Below are 16,156 nucleotides of genomic sequence, written 5' to 3'. Positions count from 1 at the left end.
GGGGCGTCCCGGGGTCCTTTTTCGTGCCGTTTTCCGCGCGGCAATCCGGGGCCGGGGCCGCATCCGGGGCCGGGCCGGAGTCAGGGCCGCGCGCTCCCGGGCCTCTTTCGCTTGACGACGCCCGCCCGCTCACCGGTCTGCCCGTCGCCATCAAGGACTTGTACACGATCAACGGCGTGACCTGCACGTTCGGATCGTCGCGATTGGCGCGCACTGCCGACCACACCGCCGATCCCGTGGCGCGGCTGCTGGCCCGCGGGGCGACGATCCCGGCGACCACGGCGACGTCGGAGATGGGCGCCACCGCGTACACCGAGCCGACGGGCCTGCCCGCGCCGGACAATCCGCTGCGCCCGGGCCGCACGCCGGGCGGCTCCTCGGGCGGGTCGGCGGTGGCGGTCGCCTCGGGCGCGGTGGCTGCGGCGCTGGGCTCCGACGGCGGCGGTTCCATCCGCGTGCCCGCCGCCGCCTGCGGATTGGTGGGGCTGAAGCCGGCGCACGACATCCGCGGGGGTCGGCTGGCCACGGCGGGTTTTCTCACCCGTTCGCTTGACGACGCCGCCCTCCTCGCCAACCTCCCCTCCCCGTCGGGTGCACTGGCCGATCCGGCAGTGGCCGATCCGGCCGTGGCTGCTCCAACAGGGGCCGCTCCGGCTGCCGCATCCGCCGGGCGCCTGCGCGTCGGGGTGACGGTGCGGCCGTTCCATGCGGAGGTGAGCGTCGCAAAGCACTGGCGCGATGCCGCGCTGGCCGCCGCCGACCGCCTCGCCGACGCCGGGCACGAGGTCGTGGAGGTGCCGGCGCCGTACGCGCCGGAGGGGCCGGACGTCTTCCACACGTTCACCGAGGTCATGGCGTATTTCGCGTCGCGGTTGCCGGACGGAGACTTCTCGCCGATGGTCCGCTGGGTCCGGGAGCGCGGCACGGTCGTCTCCGATGACGCCGCCGCGGAGCACCACCGCACGCGGCTGGGGCTCGGCGAGGCGGTCCGCGCGCGGTGGGACGTCGACGCCGTGATCACGCCGACGCTGGCGTTCGAGCCGCCGCCGATCGGCCACTTCGCCGCGATGACGCCGGCGGACAACTTCCTCGCGCAGACCGAGTGGACGCCGTGGCTGTCGCTGTGGAACCTCACGGGCTGGGCGGGGCTGTCGCTGCCCTTCGGCGGCGCCGGCGCATCGGTGCACGTCGGGGCGGTGCGCTGCGATGCGTCGGCCCTGCTGCGGCTGGCATCCGACCTCGTCGACCCCGCCGCGGACCTCCACGCCGCCGAGCGGCGCAGGCTCCGATGACGTCCCCGCGCCGCCTCCGCGCCGAAATCGCCGTCGTGCTGGCGGTGACGTTCGGCACCTCGGCGCTCAACGCGATCGTGCGGCTGATCGGCGCCCTCGCCGACGGCCCGCTGCGCGATCAGCCGGTGTCTCTCAATGACGCCCTGTCCGACGACCCGTGGCTAAACGGTGCGCTGCACCTGATCCGCATCGTCGGGCTGCTCGCGTGGGGCGGCCTGGCCTGGTACCTCCTGCGGGCCGACGGCATCCGCACCATGCCGGGCCGACTGCGTGCGACCGATTGGGCGTGGGGCGCGGGTCTCGCGGCGCTGATCGGCATCCCCGGCCTGGGGCTGTACGTCGTGGGCGTCGTCGCGGGGTTCGGCCGCCCGATCGACCCGGCGGCGATGGGCGTCACCGCGATCACCGTCGTGCCGTTGCTCGGCTGGGCGGCGGCGAACGCGGTGGCCGAGGAGCTGGTCGTCGTCGGCTGGTTGGCGACCAGGCTGCGGCAGTTGTGGGGCGGCGGTTCGCTTGACGACGCCCACCTCGCCCGCACCACCGTCGCCGCCGTCATCGCCGCGTCGGCGTTGCTGCGCGGCGCCTACCACCTGTATCAGGGCGTGGGCGCGGGCTTCGGCAATCTGGCGATGGGCGTCATCTTCGCCGCGTGGTTCCTGCGCACCGGGCGGGTGTGGCCGCTGGTCATTGCCCATTTCCTCATCGACGCCGTCGCCTTCACCGGCTATCCGCTGGTGGCGCCGTGGTTGGAGTCTCTGGCCTGACCTTCATCGACCGCACCGGCAGGGCGGCCACCATGGCTGGGCTCGCTGGCGGGTGGACGGCTGCGGACATGCGAAAACCCGGCCCCATCACGACGGGGGCCGGGCTGTCGGCGAAATCCGATCCGAGTTGGATCCAGTGGATCCGGGTGGATTCGGTGGATTCGGTGGATCCGCGGGTTCCGGACGAACCCGCGTGCGGCTTTCTAGAAGTAGATGCCGTACTCGGCGAACCACGGCTCCGGGTCGACCGGGGTGGAGCCGTCGGGGTGGATCTCGAAGTGCAGGTGCGAGCCGGTGGAGTGGCCGCGGTTGCCCATGCCGGCGATGTACTGGCCGGCGGAGACGGACTGGCCGGCGGAGACGGACAGGGTCTCCATGTGGCCGTAGACGGACACGGAGCCGTCGTTGTGGCGGATGCGGATCCAGTTGCCGTAGCCGGAGGCCGGGCCGGAGTCGATGACCGTGCCGGACATGACGGCGTAGATCGGGGTGCCCACGGAGTTCGCGATGTCGATGCCGTTGTGCATCGTGCCCCAGCGGGGGCCGTAGCCGGAGGTCTTGGAGCCATCGGCGGGGCGGACGACCTTCTGCACCGCGGCGGCCGGGGAGTTGCCCTGGATGGCACCGCCGACGACGTTCTCGATCATCGAGGCGACGCCGGGAACCGGGGCGGCGTTCGCGGCGGGAACGCTGGCGGCGGTGGCGATGCCCGCGAAGGCCGCCACCATGGCGACGTTGCGCTTGGCGATCTTGAAGGAGCTGGTCTTGCGGTGACGTCCGGTGTAACCCATGAGCCGACTTTCTGATCGTTGTGGAGCTGTTCGTGATGAGTGGTTCGTAACCACCCCGTTATCAATCCGTGATGACATTAGGGACGGGCTCCAGCGATGTCCATTCATTCCAGGGAACTGCGGAAAGTCGATTACCCCCGCCTTAATCCGTTCGATTGAAAATCCAGCTACCACAAGCAAAAACGCCGTTAAGTAACGCTCGGGTCTCATCCCCCCGGGTGAACGACGGACATCGGGGCCCGCTTCATCACGGCGCGATAACGGAGCTGCAACGCGCATTCATGCAGGTCGCCACACTCGCAACATGAGCCACATCGGCCTCGCGCGTTACTTCCGGCGCACCTTCCGGACCATCCTCAGTCCGGCGCGCCGCGCCTTCACGGCCGAGGCGGTCATCCCCTCCACGACCGGATTGAGGGGATACGCCGCCTCCACCGTCCCCGCCTTCGCGGCACGGCGGCGCTCGACCGCACTCTCCGGCATGCCCGGGCCTGGCTCCGCGGCGGCGACGTCGTCAAGCGACGCCACCGGCCATCCGCTGCCCGCCGCCACCACCGACCCATGCTTGACCGAGTAATACCCGCGCACGTGCACGTCCAGCGCCACCCCGCGCGCGCCCCGCGCCGCCGCGATGAGATGCGGGTGAAACCGCGTGGTCAACCACCGCTGCCCGGCGCGGGCGGGCAGGCCGCGGTCCCACAGCTCGGCGAAACGCACCACGTGCGCGCCGTCCGCCAGATCCGGGGCGCGATGCGCGATCCGCTCCCACACCCGCACGTCGACGCCCGGAATCGCCTCGACCACCGCGATGTCCCGGCCCGCCACCGGACGGCCGTCGACCTCCCACCCGCGCAGCGCGGCGATCACGGCATCGGCGAGTACGCCGGCGGGGTCTGCGGCGGGGTCTGCGACGGAGTCGTCGGCGGGATCGTCGGCAGCCGAATCCCGGTCCGCCAGCAGATCCCCCTGCAGGCACAGCACGATGGGGCGGTCCGAACCGGGCGTCCCCTCCCCATGGCCGAGGCCGTTGTCCTCCAGGTCGCCCGACCCGAGCACCGCCCACGCGTCATCGCCGGACCGCGTGACGCGGGCGGGCGCGGCGCCGACCGCAGCACGCGCAATAGATAAGGAGTCATCGTCGCGCACGTCGATCAAGTCGAAGCGGGGCCAGATGCGGGACATCGGCTCGTCGTAAAGCCCCGCCGGCGCCAAACCCATGCCCGTGGCCAGCAGCCGCACCGCGTCGCGCCCGCCGCGCGCCGCCCGCGACTGCTCGGCGATCGCCGAGGCCGCCGCGAGGACGGGAATCTTGTCCGGCCAGATCTCATTGACCCAGCCGCCGCCGAGGGCGTGGATCGTCGACGCGGCGCGCACCAGGTCCAGGCCGGCTTCCAGGCGCGGGGCGACGTCGCCGAGGATGCGACGGTCGAGCACCGCATCCTCCGCCCGGCGCGCCGCGCCCGCCCAATGACCATCCCCCTCCGGAACATCTGCGTGGACGGCTTCGGCCAGCCGGAACAGCGTGTCCGTCACCGTCAGCCGCGGATGCAGGCCCGCGTGGAGCACCCCGACCATCCCGGGATTCGGGCAGTCGAGCACCACCCGCGACCAGGGCCGACGCCGTGCCAGCGTGCGCAGCCAAGCGCCGGCGATGAACTCGTCGCCGAAATTGGGGTGACCCGTCGGCGCGACGAGATAGATGACGTCTTCGGGGGCGCTCATGCCACCACGCTACGTCCCCGCGACGTGCATGCGGCCTGCAGGAAGCGTGCCACCGGGATCGGGTGACCCCGGCGCCCCCCGGTTACGCGTACCGCTTCGCGATCTCCGCCGCCTGCCCCGCGTACCCGCCGCCGAAGAGCACCGCGTGCATGAGCACGGCGTACAGACGGTGCAGCGGCGCCCGCGACTCGCGCCCGGGCAGGGGGTGAACGGCCTCGTAACCGGCGATGATGTCGTCGAGATGCGGCACCCCGAACATCCCCAGCAGCGCCAGGTCCTCCTCGCGGTGCCCGCCGTGCGCCGCAGGGTCGATGAGGATCGCGCCGTCGGGGTCCCACATCAGGTTCCCCCACCACAGGTCGCCGTGGACGCGGGCGGGGGCTTCGTCGTCGTCGAATTCGCCGTCGGCCAGTTTCTCCATCAGCCGCTCGAACACCGCCAGCTCCGACGGCGCGTACGTGCCCGGGCGCTGCGCCAGTTCCGCGATGGCCGGGGCGATGCGATCATGCGCCCAGAATTCGCCGAAGGACGCGCGCGGCGTCAGCTTCATCCGCCGCGGGTCGTCGAGTGGGCCGAACCAGCCGTCGCGCTCCCACCCGTCGGGGGCCGCGCCGAATCCGGGGGCCCCGGCGTCGTGGGTGCGGGCGAGCGCTTCGCCGAAGGCCCTGGCCTTGCTTGACGACGCCTCCCCCGCCGCGATTTTGCGCAGCACCAGCTTGTTGCGCCCCACGTCGAGGACGTCGACGACGCGCGCACCGCCGTCGGCTTCGGGTTCCTTGAGCCAGCGCAGGCCGGCGGCCTCGAGCGCGAAGAAACCGGCGGGTGCGCCGGGGCGGGTCTTGACGTGCGCGGCGATGGCGTCGCGGCCTTCGCGGCCGGGGCCCGTCGACGACGCGGCCGGGCGTTCCCACCCGGCGTCGGAGCGTTTCGCGAACATGGCTCCAGAATAATCCCACCGTCCACGCGGTTATTCCCCATCCCCGGCCTGCCCTATTGTCTTTAGCCATGGATGGAAGCGATCAGCCCCGCGACGACCGCGAGATCGTGCGCGGCCGCGACGGCAAGCCCCTGCGCGACAGGTACGGCCGCCCGATCTACCGGCGGTCGGCGCAGCCGCGCCCCGATGCTTCCCGCCCCGAGCGCCCGGCGCGACCGCGCACTCCCGAGGGCTACCTGACCCACGCCGACGTGGAGAAGCTCCGCCGGATGCGGGCAGAGGACGATCGCCGCCGGGCTCGCGGCGAAGACCGCCGGGATGCAGGCCGCCGCGCCGCCGGTGACCGTGCTTCCGCTGGCCGTGATTCCGACCGTCGCAATGCCGCTGGTCGGCGCGTCGACGATCGCCGCTCGCCCGGCCGTCACGCAGCGGGAGCAGCCGGTGCCGCCGGAGCCCGCGCCGGTCGCCCCCGCGCCAACGAGACGCAGATGTTTCAGCGCCCCACTTCGGACCGCGCCGCCTCGGACCGGCCTCTCTACCGCGGCCAGGACGATCCCCGGTTCCCGCCGCGCGGCTACGACCCCGACCGCGACTACGCCACTTCCTCCGCCTCCGGCGCCGACGGATACGCCGGCCGCCCCCGCCGCTCGGGCGACTACGCCGATCGCGACGGCCGGGGCGAAGGGCGGGGACGTGGGCGTCGCAAAGCATTGCCCTTCGGCCGCCGATCCGACCGCGGCCCCCGCGACCGCAAGCCCCGCAACCTCGGGTTCAAGATCAAGGCGTTCCTGCTGGTCCTGCTGCTGGTCCTCGGCGCGGGCGCGGTATGGGTCGACGTCAACCTCGGCCGCGTCGACGCCTTCGCCGGCGGCAACGACCGCCCCGGCCGCTCCATGGCCACGAACTGGCTGCTCGTCGGCTCCGACTCCCGCGCCGGCCTCAGCGAGGAAGACGCCGCCGCCCTGTCCACCGGCGCCGGCGACTTCGGCCAGCGCACCGACACCATCATGATCGCCCACTTCCCCCTGGTCGGGAAGGGTCGCCTGGTGTCTCTGCCCCGCGACTCGTACGTCGACATCCCCGGCTACGGCCAGGACAAGATCAACTCCGCCTACTCCTTCGGCGGCGCCCAGCTGCTCGCGCAGACCGTCGAGCACAACACCGGCATCCGCATCGACCATTACGCCGAGATCGGGTTCGGCGGCTTCGCGTCCATCGTCGACGCCATGGGCGGCATCGAAATGTGCCCCGCCGAGGCCATCCAGGACCCGCTCGCCGGCCTCGACATCCAGGCGGGCTGCCAGAAGTTCGACGGCGCCACCGGCCTGGGCTACGTGCGCACCCGCGCGACCGCCCAGGGCGACCTCGACCGCGTCGCCCGCCAGCGCGAGTTCATGGGCGCGATGATGGGCCGCGTCGCCTCCCCCGCCGTGTGGCTCAACCCGTGGCGACTGTTCCGCCTCGGCGACGCGGGCGCGAAGGCGCTGACCGTCGATTCCGGCGACCACGTCTGGCACCTCGCGTGGCTGCTGCTGCGGATGGCGCTGGGCACCGAGTCCGAGACCGTCCCCACCGCCGGGACCATGGACACCGGCCACGCCGGCAACGTCCTGCTGTGGGACGAGTCCGCCGCCCCCGCCTTCTTCGACGGCTTGAAGTAGGGCGCGGGCGCGCCTGCTTTACGACGGCCCGCCGCCCCGCCGTCCCACCACCTCGCAGAAAGACGTGGAGTGGACAGAAAGAGCTGGTCAACCACGTTTTTCTGTCCACTCCACGTCTTTCTGGCGCGACCGGGCGTCACAGCGGCGGGTAGAACGGCCGACTGGAGGATTCCAGCACGGGTCAGGGACGCCTCGACGCCGAAACGTAGGTTTCTGCGCCGGGGAGGGCCCGCCCGGCGCTTCCCCTCCCGCCGGCGCCCCCTACCGGATCGTGACCTGGCGCGACACGATGGTGTCGCGGGACTTCCGCTCGTCGGCGGTCAGCGGCGCGTCGGAGGCCAGCGCCTTCTCGATCCGCGCGGCGGCGTCGGCGATGACCGAGCCCCACGACCCGTGGTCGACGGTGTTGTCCAGGTCCCACACGGGGACGAGGACGCCGTCGGTGCGGAACACGCCGGCGAACTTGGTGCCCTCGCCCATGCTCAGGCGGTCGGCGGCGTGGACGCGGGCCAGCGCGTCGAGCAGGGGCCGCTCGTCCTCGCGGCGGATCCAGCGGATGTGCGCGCGCTCGCCGGGGTCGATCCACCAGACGGCGCCTGGAACGTCGAGGTCGAGGCGGTGCGACGGCATGATGGTGTCGTTGGCGGCGGCGAGGTTCTGCTGCACCAGCTGGGTGCGCTCGACGCCGGCGGGGATCCACCATTCGAAGTCCTGGTGGACGGAGAGCTCGTCGAGCTTGATGCCCTTCAGGACGTCCCCGAGCGCACCGCCGTCGGTGCCGTCGACGGCGTTGTCCAGCTGCTGTCCGTCGTCGGCGGTCCGGGCCCATTCGAGGGCGCGGGCCAGGTCGGCGGCGGCGTCGTTGGACCGCGACTGGGTCTGCATGGCCACGTAGGCGGCGCCGCCCTCGGCGGTGGCGCGGGTCAGCGCGGCGATGCCGCCGGGCAGCACGGTGCACAGGTGGATGGGGCGCTTGGCGCCGGCGACTTCGGCGGGCACGGTCGCCGAGGGGGCGAATTCGCGCAGTGCGACGAGGTCGGCTTCGGCGTCGAGGCCGGCGAAGGGCCGGGGGTTGCCGGCGAGGCGTTCGCGTTCGGCGGCGCGGGCGGCGAGCTTGGCCTGGCGGCGGCTCATCCCCTCGGGCACGTTGGCGTCGGCGGCGGCACGGTTCTTACGAGACTTTTTTCCCACGGCCCCAACATACTTGCCGCCGCGCGGCGGGTGGCGGTGCGCCGCGGGGCGGTTCGGGTGCGGGTCAGTTCGCGGTTGCGGTTCCGGGCTTTGCGACGGCCCGCGTGACATCTTCCGGGCGCAGAGATTCGCGGTCGAAGTCGAGTGCGTCTTCCGGCCGGAGCCCTGTGTCGCGTTCGGCGAGCGGCGGGTCGTGCGGCGGGAGCTGGCCGAGCGGGGTGCCCTGGGATTCGGCGGTGGCGGAGTCCTGGGCTGCGATGACGTCGGCGGCGAGGTGGGCGCGTCCGGCGCGGGCGGCCCGGGCGTCGCGTTCGTTCATGCCGGAGGTCATGGCGGCGGTGGCGGCGGCGTCGAATCCTCCGACCTTCGGCATGACGTCCAGGGCCTGGCGGGCGCGGGCGGGCCAGTCGGTGGCCAGCCAGTCGATGCCGCGGGCCTTGGCGTAGGTGACGTCGACGTCGGTTTTCGCCAGCCAGCAGTACAAGGGCAGGTTCCAGGACATCATGCCCATGGGGTCGCGGCGGGCGCCGTACATGTCCACGCCCATGGCGGTCGGGCCGCCGAGGTAGCGCTGCATGGCGGTGCGGGGGCCGGGGGTCTTCACCAGCTGGATGCGTTCGAGGTCGGGCAGCATCTCGCCGACGGCGTTGATGGAGCGGGCGGCGAAGCTGATGATGCGCGTCCGCGGGTCCCGGTGCAGCCCGAAGTGGCGCAGTCGCTCGCGCAGCACCCGCTCGGTGCGCAGGCCCGTGGAGACGGGGTGCTTGGTTTCGATGAACAGCCCGAGCCCCGGGTTGGCGACGGCGAACTCCAGGAAGACGTCGAACTCCAGCACCGCCTGCGGCTTCTCCCACGTGCCCGCGTTGAGGCGGCGGATCTGTTCCAGCGTCGCGGCGCCCACCGGGCCGGAGCCGTCGGTGGTGCGGCCCAGCGTGCGGTCGTGCATGCAGATCAGATGGCCGTCGGCGGTGAGGCGGATGTCGCACTCGACGCCGTCGGCGCCCTCTGCGACGGCGGCCTCGTAGGCGCCGATGGTGTGCTCGGGGTGGGCGCCGGAGGCTCCGCGGTGGGCGATGATCTCCATCAGGACTTCTCCTCGTGCAGGTCCCGGTACAGGGACGTGATCGCGTCGTCGATGGGTGGGACGATGTCCCTCGGCTTCCGCTGGCGGGTGGGCGTGATCAGGCCGCGGGACCAGAAGGGCTCGGCGGCCGCGCGGGCGGCGGCACGGGCTTCGGCGCCTTCTTCGGCGTCCGGGCCGTCGGGGTCCAGGTCATCGTCGTCAAGCGAAGCGCCGTCACCGGGCACCAGGCGGCGCGGATCCGGCGGCGACAGCGCCCGCACCAGCGACGCCGCGGCCAGCGCCGACGCGATGGCGGCGATGGCGGCCAGCACGCCGGTCTGGAAGACGCCGATGGCCGAGGTGCTCCAGAACACCGACAGCAGCGCGATCGGCCACGACACGCACGACGCGAACCACGCCCACTTGCCGGGGCCGCGCACGCCCGTCTCCGAGAGGATGACCACCGGTCCGGTGATGTTGCGCCCCGGCCACAGGTGCATGGCGCCGATGGTCTTGTGGCTGCGGGCCAGCGGCGGGCGCCACTGCCGCGCGCGATCGGCCAGCGCCCGCAGCGTCGCGATCGCGTACGCCCCGAGCACGCCGCTGGCCACGACGCCGCAGAAGTACAGGATCGTCGACAGCGGCCCCAGCAGCATCGACAGCAGCGGGCTGCCGCCGGGCGACTGGTAGCTGCCCCACGTGGCGAACGCCCCGAGCCCGAAGAGCACGGCGGTGACGATCGCCCACGTCCGCCCCGCCAGCGCACGGCCGCGGGCCACGACCTGCGGGTCCGGCTTCGGCGGCGCCTGGTACGGGTTGAATCCGCTCATCGGGATCGGCGCCGGCGCGGTGCCGGGGACGGGGCCGCGCGGGTGGATTTCGCCGCTGATCTGGTGCGGGCCCGCCCCGGGGCCGCCGTGCAGGTCATGGCCGACGTGACCCGTCACCGTTCCGCGGCCGAACGCGGGCGGAGCCGCCTGCGGGCGCGGACCCTGCGGCGCCGCGGGCACGCCCCACCCCTCGCGCATCGGCCCCCGCCGAGACCCGGTCATCGTCCTTCGCCGTCCCAGGATCGGATGCGCCGCAGCATGATGCGGTTCTTGCGCTGCGAGCGGCCCATCTTCTTGGCCAGGTTGTCCAGGATGCCGATGGCGTCGGTGATGTGCGGGCCCTTGTTCAGCATGACGCACTCGGCGCGCAGCGCGAACGCGGCGTCGGTGATCTCGGCGCGGGCGGGCAGCCCGGACTTCGCCAGCGACTCGAGCACCTGGGTGCCCAGGATGGTGGGCACGCGGGCGGCCTGCGCGAGCGCGAGGATCTGGCCGGGCACCTCGCCCATGCGCTGGAAGCCGAGCTCGACGGCGAGGTCGCCGCGGGCGATCATGATGCCCATGTTCGCGTGGCGCATGCCCGCGACCAGGATCTCGGGGAGGTTCTCGAACGCCGGGATCGTCTCGATCTTCAGCACGATGCCCAGGTTCCGCGTCCGCTCGGCGAGCGCGTCGTCGCCGGCGGCCTCGTGCTCGGCGGCGATCTTCTCCAGCTCGGCGAGGACGTGCTCGACGTCGGCGGGCGTGCGGATGAAGCTCACCGCCGCCACGTGCCCGTTCTCCGCCACGAACCGCAGGTTCGCCGCATCCTCCTCGGTCAGCGCGGGCACCGGCAGGTCGGTGGTGGGCAGGTTGATGCCCTTGTGGCCGGCCAGGTTCTGGCCGCCGGGCTTGGCCCGGGTCACCTTCAGGCGGGCTTCGTGGTGCTTGACGACGCCGCCTTCCCCGCCATCGCCCGGCTCGTCGTTGCCGCCGGCCGCGCCGGTCTCGGCCTCACCGGCCGCGACCTCGTCGACGGAGACGACCTCCGCGGCGATCGCGCCGTCGTCGAAAAGCACGGGCTGGCCGACCTCGAGGGCCGCGACGGCTTCGGGCAGAGTGCACGACAGGCGCGGCACCTCGCCGTCCTCCTCCACCGGGACGGACTCGACGGTCTCGGTGGTGATGATCATCTCGTCGCCCACCTCGAACCGCAGCTTCCGCAGCACGGGCGGCACGCCGGTGGCGCGGGTCTTCTCGTAGTCGTGGCGCAGCAGGGTGCCGTCGGCGATGTAGGCGTTGCGGTCGCCCTCGGCCAGGACGCCGCCGTCTTCCACGTGAGTGACGGTGAAATGGCGCTTCGCGGACCGGTTATCGTGCAGCGAAATCTCGCTGCCGACCGTCAGGTTCTCCAGCCAGCCGGCGTCGACCGTCAGCGGCAGCGCGGGGCGGCCGGGCAGATTCGTCGGCACCGGCGCGGGCATCGCGGCGACGGCGCCCTCCCGGGCCTCGTCGGGCTCCTCCGGTCCGCCGGGGCCGCCGAGGTCCACCACGCGCGGCGTCAGCCACAGCTTCGCCGGGGTCAGCACCGTGCCGGCGTCGTCGCGGGTCGTCCGCGCGCGCCCGACCTTCGGGCCATCGGCCACCGCACCGGTGCGGATCTTCGGGCCCGCGAGGTCCATGGACACCTCGATGCTCCGCCCGACGCGCTCGGCGGCGGCGTTGACGTTGGCGATCATCCTCCGCCACGCGTCCTGCCCGTCGTGCGCGCAGTTGATGCGGGCGACGTCCATCCCGGCTTCGGCGAAACCGAGCACCATCTCGGCGTCGTCGGCGGCCTCCGCCGGCAGGGTCACCATGATCCGCGCCGGCACGCCCTCGCGCTCCAGGCCGAACATGCGGTCCGAGTTCTCGTCGAGCGCCACGTCGGCGGCGTCGTCGAGGCGGATGTACTCGGCGACGTCGGTGTCCACCTCGTCGCCGTCGAGCGCCCGCAGCACCGCGCGCGCAATGGCCAGCCGGCCGTACACGCCGGACTCCGCGGTGGTCAGGCTGGTCACGCCGAGGTCGTGCAGCCGGTTCTGCAGCTCGCGGATGTCGATGGTCCGCAGATGCGCGTACTGCAGCAGATTCTCCGCCCCCGCCCGGTGCTCCGGATGCACCGCCGCCAGCATGTCCGCCGCGTCCTCGGAGACGCGGTCGAGCTGCCCCAGAAGGTCATCGAGCTGCTCGATCAAGGGTCGGACGTCATGCTGCATGTGTATCGTGCTCTCCTCCCCCGCCTCCGCGGCCGCCGCCGGGGCGACTCCCCCAATGCCGACGACCGATCATCGGACGCGGGGACTCATCGGACGGATCGGTATGCCCCAATCATGGCCGCGAACGCCGGAAAGCGACACCCCAAACACGGTTTGCCGCAAGGTTTCACCGAGAATTCACCTTCCGCTCACCGCGCACTTTGCTTTACGACGGAAACGGTGCCGACCGGGCCGTCGTCAAGCGAAAAAGCAGCCGCCCCCGAAACGCGGAAAACCCGCCGCCCGCCCGCGAAGACGCGGGGGACGGCGGGTTGAACCGGTGGGACCGGAAGGTCGGGGCGGAGCCTAGTGCTCGACCGCGGCCTCGGCGCCGATGCCGGTCATGGAGCGGACCTCCATCTCGGCGCGCTTGCCCGGCAGGTTGTCCGGCTTGCCGACCAGCGTGCCGATGATGCCCAGCAGGAAGCCGGCCGGGATCGCGACGATCGACGGGTTCTCCAGCGGGAAGAACGCGAAGTCCGCGCCCGCGATCAGCGACGTCTCCTGGCCCGACACGGCCGGGGAGAAGATGATCAGGATGATCGACGTCAGCAGACCGCCGTAGATCGAGAACAGCGCACCGGTCGTGTTGAACTTGCGCCAGTACAGCGAGTAGATGATCGTCGGCAGGTTCGCGGCGGCCGCGATGCCGAACGCCAGCGCCACCAGGAAGGCGATGTTCTGGCCCAGGGCGCCGATGCCCAGGACGATGGCCAGGATGCCGATGACGACCACGGTCGCACGCGAAACGCGGACCTGCTCCTCCTCCGTCGCCTGGCCGTTGCGCATGACGTTGTTGTAGATGTCGTGCGCCACCGACGCGGAGGCGGTGATGGCCAGGCCGGCGACGACCGCGAGGATCGTGGCGAAGGCGATGGCGGAGATGATGGCCATGAAGATGGTGCCGCCGACCTCGGCCGCCAGCAGCAGCACGGCGGAGTTCACGCCGCCCGGGGCGGACATGATCTGCTCCTTGCCCACCAGCGCCGCGGCGCCGTAGCCCATGATGACCGTGAGCAGGAAGAACAGGGCCACGATGCCGATGGTCCAGGTCACCGAGCGGCGCGCCTCACGGGCGGTCGGGACGGTGTAGAAGCGCATCAGCACGTGCGGCAGACCCGCGGTACCGAAGACCAGCGCCAGGCCCAGGGACACGAAGTCGAGCTGGGTCAGGAGGTCGCCGCCGTACTTCAGGCCCGGCTTCAGAATGGCCTCGCCGTCCGGGTGGTTGGCCACCGCGGCGCCGAGCAGGTTGTTGAAGCCGCCCTTGAGCGCCCAGAACGTCAGGCCCGCGATGATGATCGAACCGCCGACCAGCAGGACGGCCTTGATCATCTGGACGTAGGTGGTGCCCTTCATGCCGCCGACGAGGACGTAGACGATCATCAGCGCGCCGACGATCGCGACGACCGTGTACTGCGCGAAACCGCCGTCGATGCCCAGCAGCAGGGCCACCAGGCCACCGGCGCCGGCCATCTGCGCGATCAGGTAGAACAGCGAAATCGTCAGCGTCGAGATGGCGGCCGCGGTGCGGACCGGCTTCTGGTTCAGACGGAACGACAGCACGTCGGCCATGGTGAAACGGCCGGTGTTGCGCAGCGGCTCGGCGACGAGCACCAGCGCGACCAGGAGCGCGATGAGGAAGCCGACGGAGTACAGGAAGCCGTCGTAGCCCTGCACGGCGATGGCGCCGGTGACGCCCAGGAACGCGGCGGCGGACAGGTAGTCGCCGGCGATGGCCAGGCCGTTCTGCGTGCCGTTGAAGGACGCGCCGCCGGTGTAGAAGTCGGAGCCCTTCTGGGACGTCTGGCGCGTGGCGCGGACGACGACCGTCAGGGTGATCACGATGAACGCGATGAAGATGGAGATGTTGAGGATCGGGTTGCCCGTCTCAACTTCCTGCGCGAGGAATGCGGTGTTCATTGGCTAGACCTCCTCGGTCTTCGGGGCGCGGCCCTCCATGCGGGCGCGGATGCGCTCCGAGGCGGGGTCCAGCTTGGTGTCCGCGAACTTGACGTAGGCCCAGGTGATCAGGCCGGCGGTGACGAACTGCGCCAGGCCCAGGACCATGCCCAGGTTGATGTTGTCGAAGACGGACTTCGCCATGGTGTCCGGGAAGAACGTGGCGGTGACGATGTAGAAGACGTACCAGGCGATGAAGGCGACGAACAGCGGGAAGACGAAGCCGCGGAACGTCTTGCGGAGGTCGGCGAATTCCTCGGAGGCCTGAACCTCGATGAACTCGGCCTCCGTCGGGCTGTGGCCCGGCGCCGGAGTGGGGTGTGACATGTCCTGACCTTTCGGAGGAACCTTAAAAAATTCTTGGGTACCTTTTCCCAACGAAGTCATCTTATGCGGGGCGAGCGGGGGGTGAAAAATGCGAAGATCGGCATGGGGGGTAGTCGACTCGCAAGCCCGCAGTCCACTGACCAGCGCTTATGACGTTCATCGAATTGTTCACAAACTTCGCAAGGCTGAGCCTTGGCCCGGTCGCAGCCCCGGCAAAGTAATGAGGATTCTCTCAGTTTTCCGCCGGGCCACACTGCACCGACGTTCCACTTGGTCCGCTTTCGTCACGGCGATAGGCCCCTGATGTGGGAACGGGTGGACATCCGCGTGGGATTCATTGGTTTCTTCGCGACAACATGAATCGCGGCTAATCGTTGGCGCGTCCGCAAGTTTTGCAGCGGGTCGCGGGCGACACAGCTTTACGACGCTTACGTGCCACGACACACGACCCCTCCATACGTGTCCCAGATCACTTCCATGAGCGAACGCGGCTACCCCCACAGTTGCCATGTTTCCCATGCGCAACACCGGTTGCCGTCCGTCCGCAGCCTTCTCTGCGGGGCCACCTTCTCCGGCGGTGGTTCGTGCGTCCCGCGAAGTCCATTCCTCCTTCTTGTCCCCGCAGCTACGGTGGCGGCATGAGATTGTTCGCGTCGATTCGGCCGCCGGAGGAGGTCCGGGAGCACCTCGTCACGGCACTGCGCCCCATCCGGGATGGTCATGGCCCGCTGCTGCGGTGGGCCGATCCCGATCAGTGGCATTTGACGGTGGCGTTCTACGGCGAGCGCCCGGATGGTTCCGTGGAGGAGTTGGCCGAGCACATCGCGGCCGCCGTCGCCACGACCCAGTTCCCCGCCCCTTCTTCCCCGGCGCCCGACCTCGATTCTGCGGTCCCTTCCACCTCTGGCTCGTCGGCCACGGATTCGGACTTTGCCGACTATTCCGCGTCGCCCGCCCTCGACCTGCACCTTCGCGGGGCAGGCAGCTTTTCGGGCCGGACTCTCTGGATCGGCGTGGGCGGCGACGTCGATCCGTTGCGGCGGTTGATGGCGGCGTGCGCGCACGATCCCTTCGCCATTCCCGACGACCCCGACCTCGACCTCGACCCCGCCGGCTACTTCGCCGGCTCCGGTTTCGGCGGTTCGGGCTCCGGCTCCGGCGGCTCCGGTTCCGCCGGCTCCGGTTCTCGCGGTTCGGGAGCCGCCAACCAGCCGGAACGCCGCCGGGCCCATCTCACCGTCGCACGCCTTCGCGCCCGTGAACAGGGCGGACGCCGAGACGGCCGACGCTCCCACCGCCGCAGCGCGTGGGCCGGCGATCGTCGGCGCGGTGGCTCGCGC

Annotated in this window: 12 protein-coding genes and 1 pseudogene; 4 read left to right on the top strand and 9 right to left on the bottom strand. The window is 71.4% G+C overall.

From position 1 onward, the window contains the following. Together GX015_RS01190 and GX015_RS01185 are read left to right on the top strand one after the other, a co-directional pair. On the top strand, positions 1-1,292 hold a 1,292-nt coding region (locus GX015_RS01190; protein WP_291342171.1), incomplete at its 5' end, for an amidase. Continuing rightward, positions 1,289-2,056 carry a CPBP family intramembrane glutamic endopeptidase gene (locus GX015_RS01185; protein WP_291342169.1) on the top strand — a complete coding sequence of 256 codons (768 nt, stop codon included), beginning with the start codon at positions 1,289-1,291 and terminating at the stop codon, positions 2,054-2,056. The genes GX015_RS01190 and GX015_RS01185, both read left to right, overlap by 4 nt. Positions 2,057-2,259: 203 nt before the next feature. Here the strand turns inward: GX015_RS01185 and GX015_RS01180 are convergent, their stop codons facing one another. From GX015_RS01180 to GX015_RS01170, 3 genes are all read right to left on the bottom strand, one after another. Then, the gene (locus GX015_RS01180) at positions 2,260-2,847 is read right to left on the bottom strand and encodes a M23 family metallopeptidase (RefSeq protein WP_291342167.1); all 588 of its coding nucleotides are present in this window, start codon (positions 2,845-2,847) and stop codon (positions 2,260-2,262) included. Between the two features lie 327 nt (positions 2,848-3,174). Then, entirely contained in the window at positions 3,175-4,569 is a 1,395-nt protein-coding gene (locus GX015_RS01175) for a polysaccharide pyruvyl transferase family protein (protein ID WP_291342166.1), read from the bottom strand. An 82-nt stretch (positions 4,570-4,651) separates the two neighbouring features. Beyond that, on the bottom strand, positions 4,652-5,425 hold the full coding sequence (locus GX015_RS01170; protein WP_291342174.1) for a fructosamine kinase family protein: 774 nt from the start codon (positions 5,423-5,425) through the stop codon (positions 4,652-4,654). A 149-nt stretch (positions 5,426-5,574) separates the two neighbouring features. On the opposite strand from GX015_RS01170, the gene GX015_RS01165 reads away from it, so the two are divergent. Then, positions 5,575-7,167 (top strand): LCP family protein, encoded by a 1,593-nt coding sequence (locus GX015_RS01165; RefSeq protein WP_291342165.1) that lies wholly within the window; start codon positions 5,575-5,577, stop codon positions 7,165-7,167. A 261-nt stretch (positions 7,168-7,428) separates the two neighbouring features. Here GX015_RS01165 and GX015_RS01160 read toward each other — a convergent pair whose 3' ends face one another. The 6 genes from GX015_RS01160 to GX015_RS01135 form a co-directional block, all read right to left on the bottom strand. Next, the gene (locus tag GX015_RS01160) at positions 7,429-8,358 is read right to left on the bottom strand and encodes a DUF5926 family protein (RefSeq protein ID WP_291342162.1); all 930 of its coding nucleotides are present in this window, start codon (positions 8,356-8,358) and stop codon (positions 7,429-7,431) included. A 64-nt stretch (positions 8,359-8,422) separates the two neighbouring features. Continuing rightward, complete coding sequence (locus tag GX015_RS01155) at positions 8,423-9,442, bottom strand: glycerophosphodiester phosphodiesterase family protein (protein ID WP_291342161.1); 1,020 nt, start codon at positions 9,440-9,442, stop codon at positions 8,423-8,425. After that, positions 9,442-10,473, bottom strand: a complete 1,032-nt coding sequence (locus GX015_RS01150) for a hypothetical protein (protein WP_291342159.1) — start codon at positions 10,471-10,473, stop codon at positions 9,442-9,444. Before GX015_RS01150 ends, GX015_RS01155 begins: the two co-directional genes overlap by 1 nt. Continuing rightward, positions 10,470-12,494 (bottom strand): pyruvate kinase, encoded by a 2,025-nt coding sequence (locus tag GX015_RS01145; protein WP_291342173.1) that lies wholly within the window; start codon positions 12,492-12,494, stop codon positions 10,470-10,472. The genes GX015_RS01150 and GX015_RS01145 overlap by 4 nt, the downstream gene beginning before the upstream one ends. Before the next feature lie 339 nt (positions 12,495-12,833). Further along, entirely contained in the window at positions 12,834-14,450 is a 1,617-nt protein-coding gene (locus tag GX015_RS01140) for a cation acetate symporter (RefSeq protein ID WP_291342158.1), read from the bottom strand. Between the two features lie 3 nt (positions 14,451-14,453). After that, entirely contained in the window at positions 14,454-14,816 is a 363-nt protein-coding gene (locus GX015_RS01135) for a DUF485 domain-containing protein (RefSeq protein ID WP_291342156.1), read from the bottom strand. 638 nt (positions 14,817-15,454) lie between these two features. On the opposite strand from GX015_RS01135, the pseudogene GX015_RS12735 reads away from it, so the two are divergent. Continuing rightward, positions 15,455-15,877: pseudogene (locus GX015_RS12735) on the top strand (2'-5' RNA ligase family protein); the annotation flags it as partial. Positions 15,878-16,156: the final 279 nt, after the last annotated feature.

The organism is Corynebacterium sp. (assembly GCF_012837295.1).
In the GTDB taxonomy this organism is placed as follows: Bacteria; Actinomycetota; Actinomycetes; order Mycobacteriales; family Mycobacteriaceae; genus Corynebacterium.
The sequence above is the reverse complement of the archived record's forward strand: the minus strand, read 5'-3'. Positions and strand labels throughout refer to the sequence as shown.

Coding starts and splice junctions, on each gene's coding strand:
- GX015_RS01185 (WP_291342169.1), top strand. CDS start 1,289: ATGACGTCCCCGCGCCGCCTCCGCGCCGAAATCGCCGTCGTGCTGGCG.
- GX015_RS01180 (WP_291342167.1), bottom strand. CDS start 2,847: ATGGGTTACACCGGACGTCACCGCAAGACCAGCTCCTTCAAGATCGCC.
- GX015_RS01175 (WP_291342166.1), bottom strand. CDS start 4,569: ATGAGCGCCCCCGAAGACGTCATCTATCTCGTCGCGCCGACGGGTCAC.
- GX015_RS01165 (WP_291342165.1), top strand. CDS start 5,575: ATGGATGGAAGCGATCAGCCCCGCGACGACCGCGAGATCGTGCGCGGC.
- GX015_RS01155 (WP_291342161.1), bottom strand. CDS start 9,442: ATGGAGATCATCGCCCACCGCGGAGCCTCCGGCGCCCACCCCGAGCAC.
- GX015_RS01150 (WP_291342159.1), bottom strand. CDS start 10,473: ATGACCGGGTCTCGGCGGGGGCCGATGCGCGAGGGGTGGGGCGTGCCC.
- GX015_RS01140 (WP_291342158.1), bottom strand. CDS start 14,450: ATGAACACCGCATTCCTCGCGCAGGAAGTTGAGACGGGCAACCCGATC.
- GX015_RS01135 (WP_291342156.1), bottom strand. CDS start 14,816: ATGTCACACCCCACTCCGGCGCCGGGCCACAGCCCGACGGAGGCCGAG.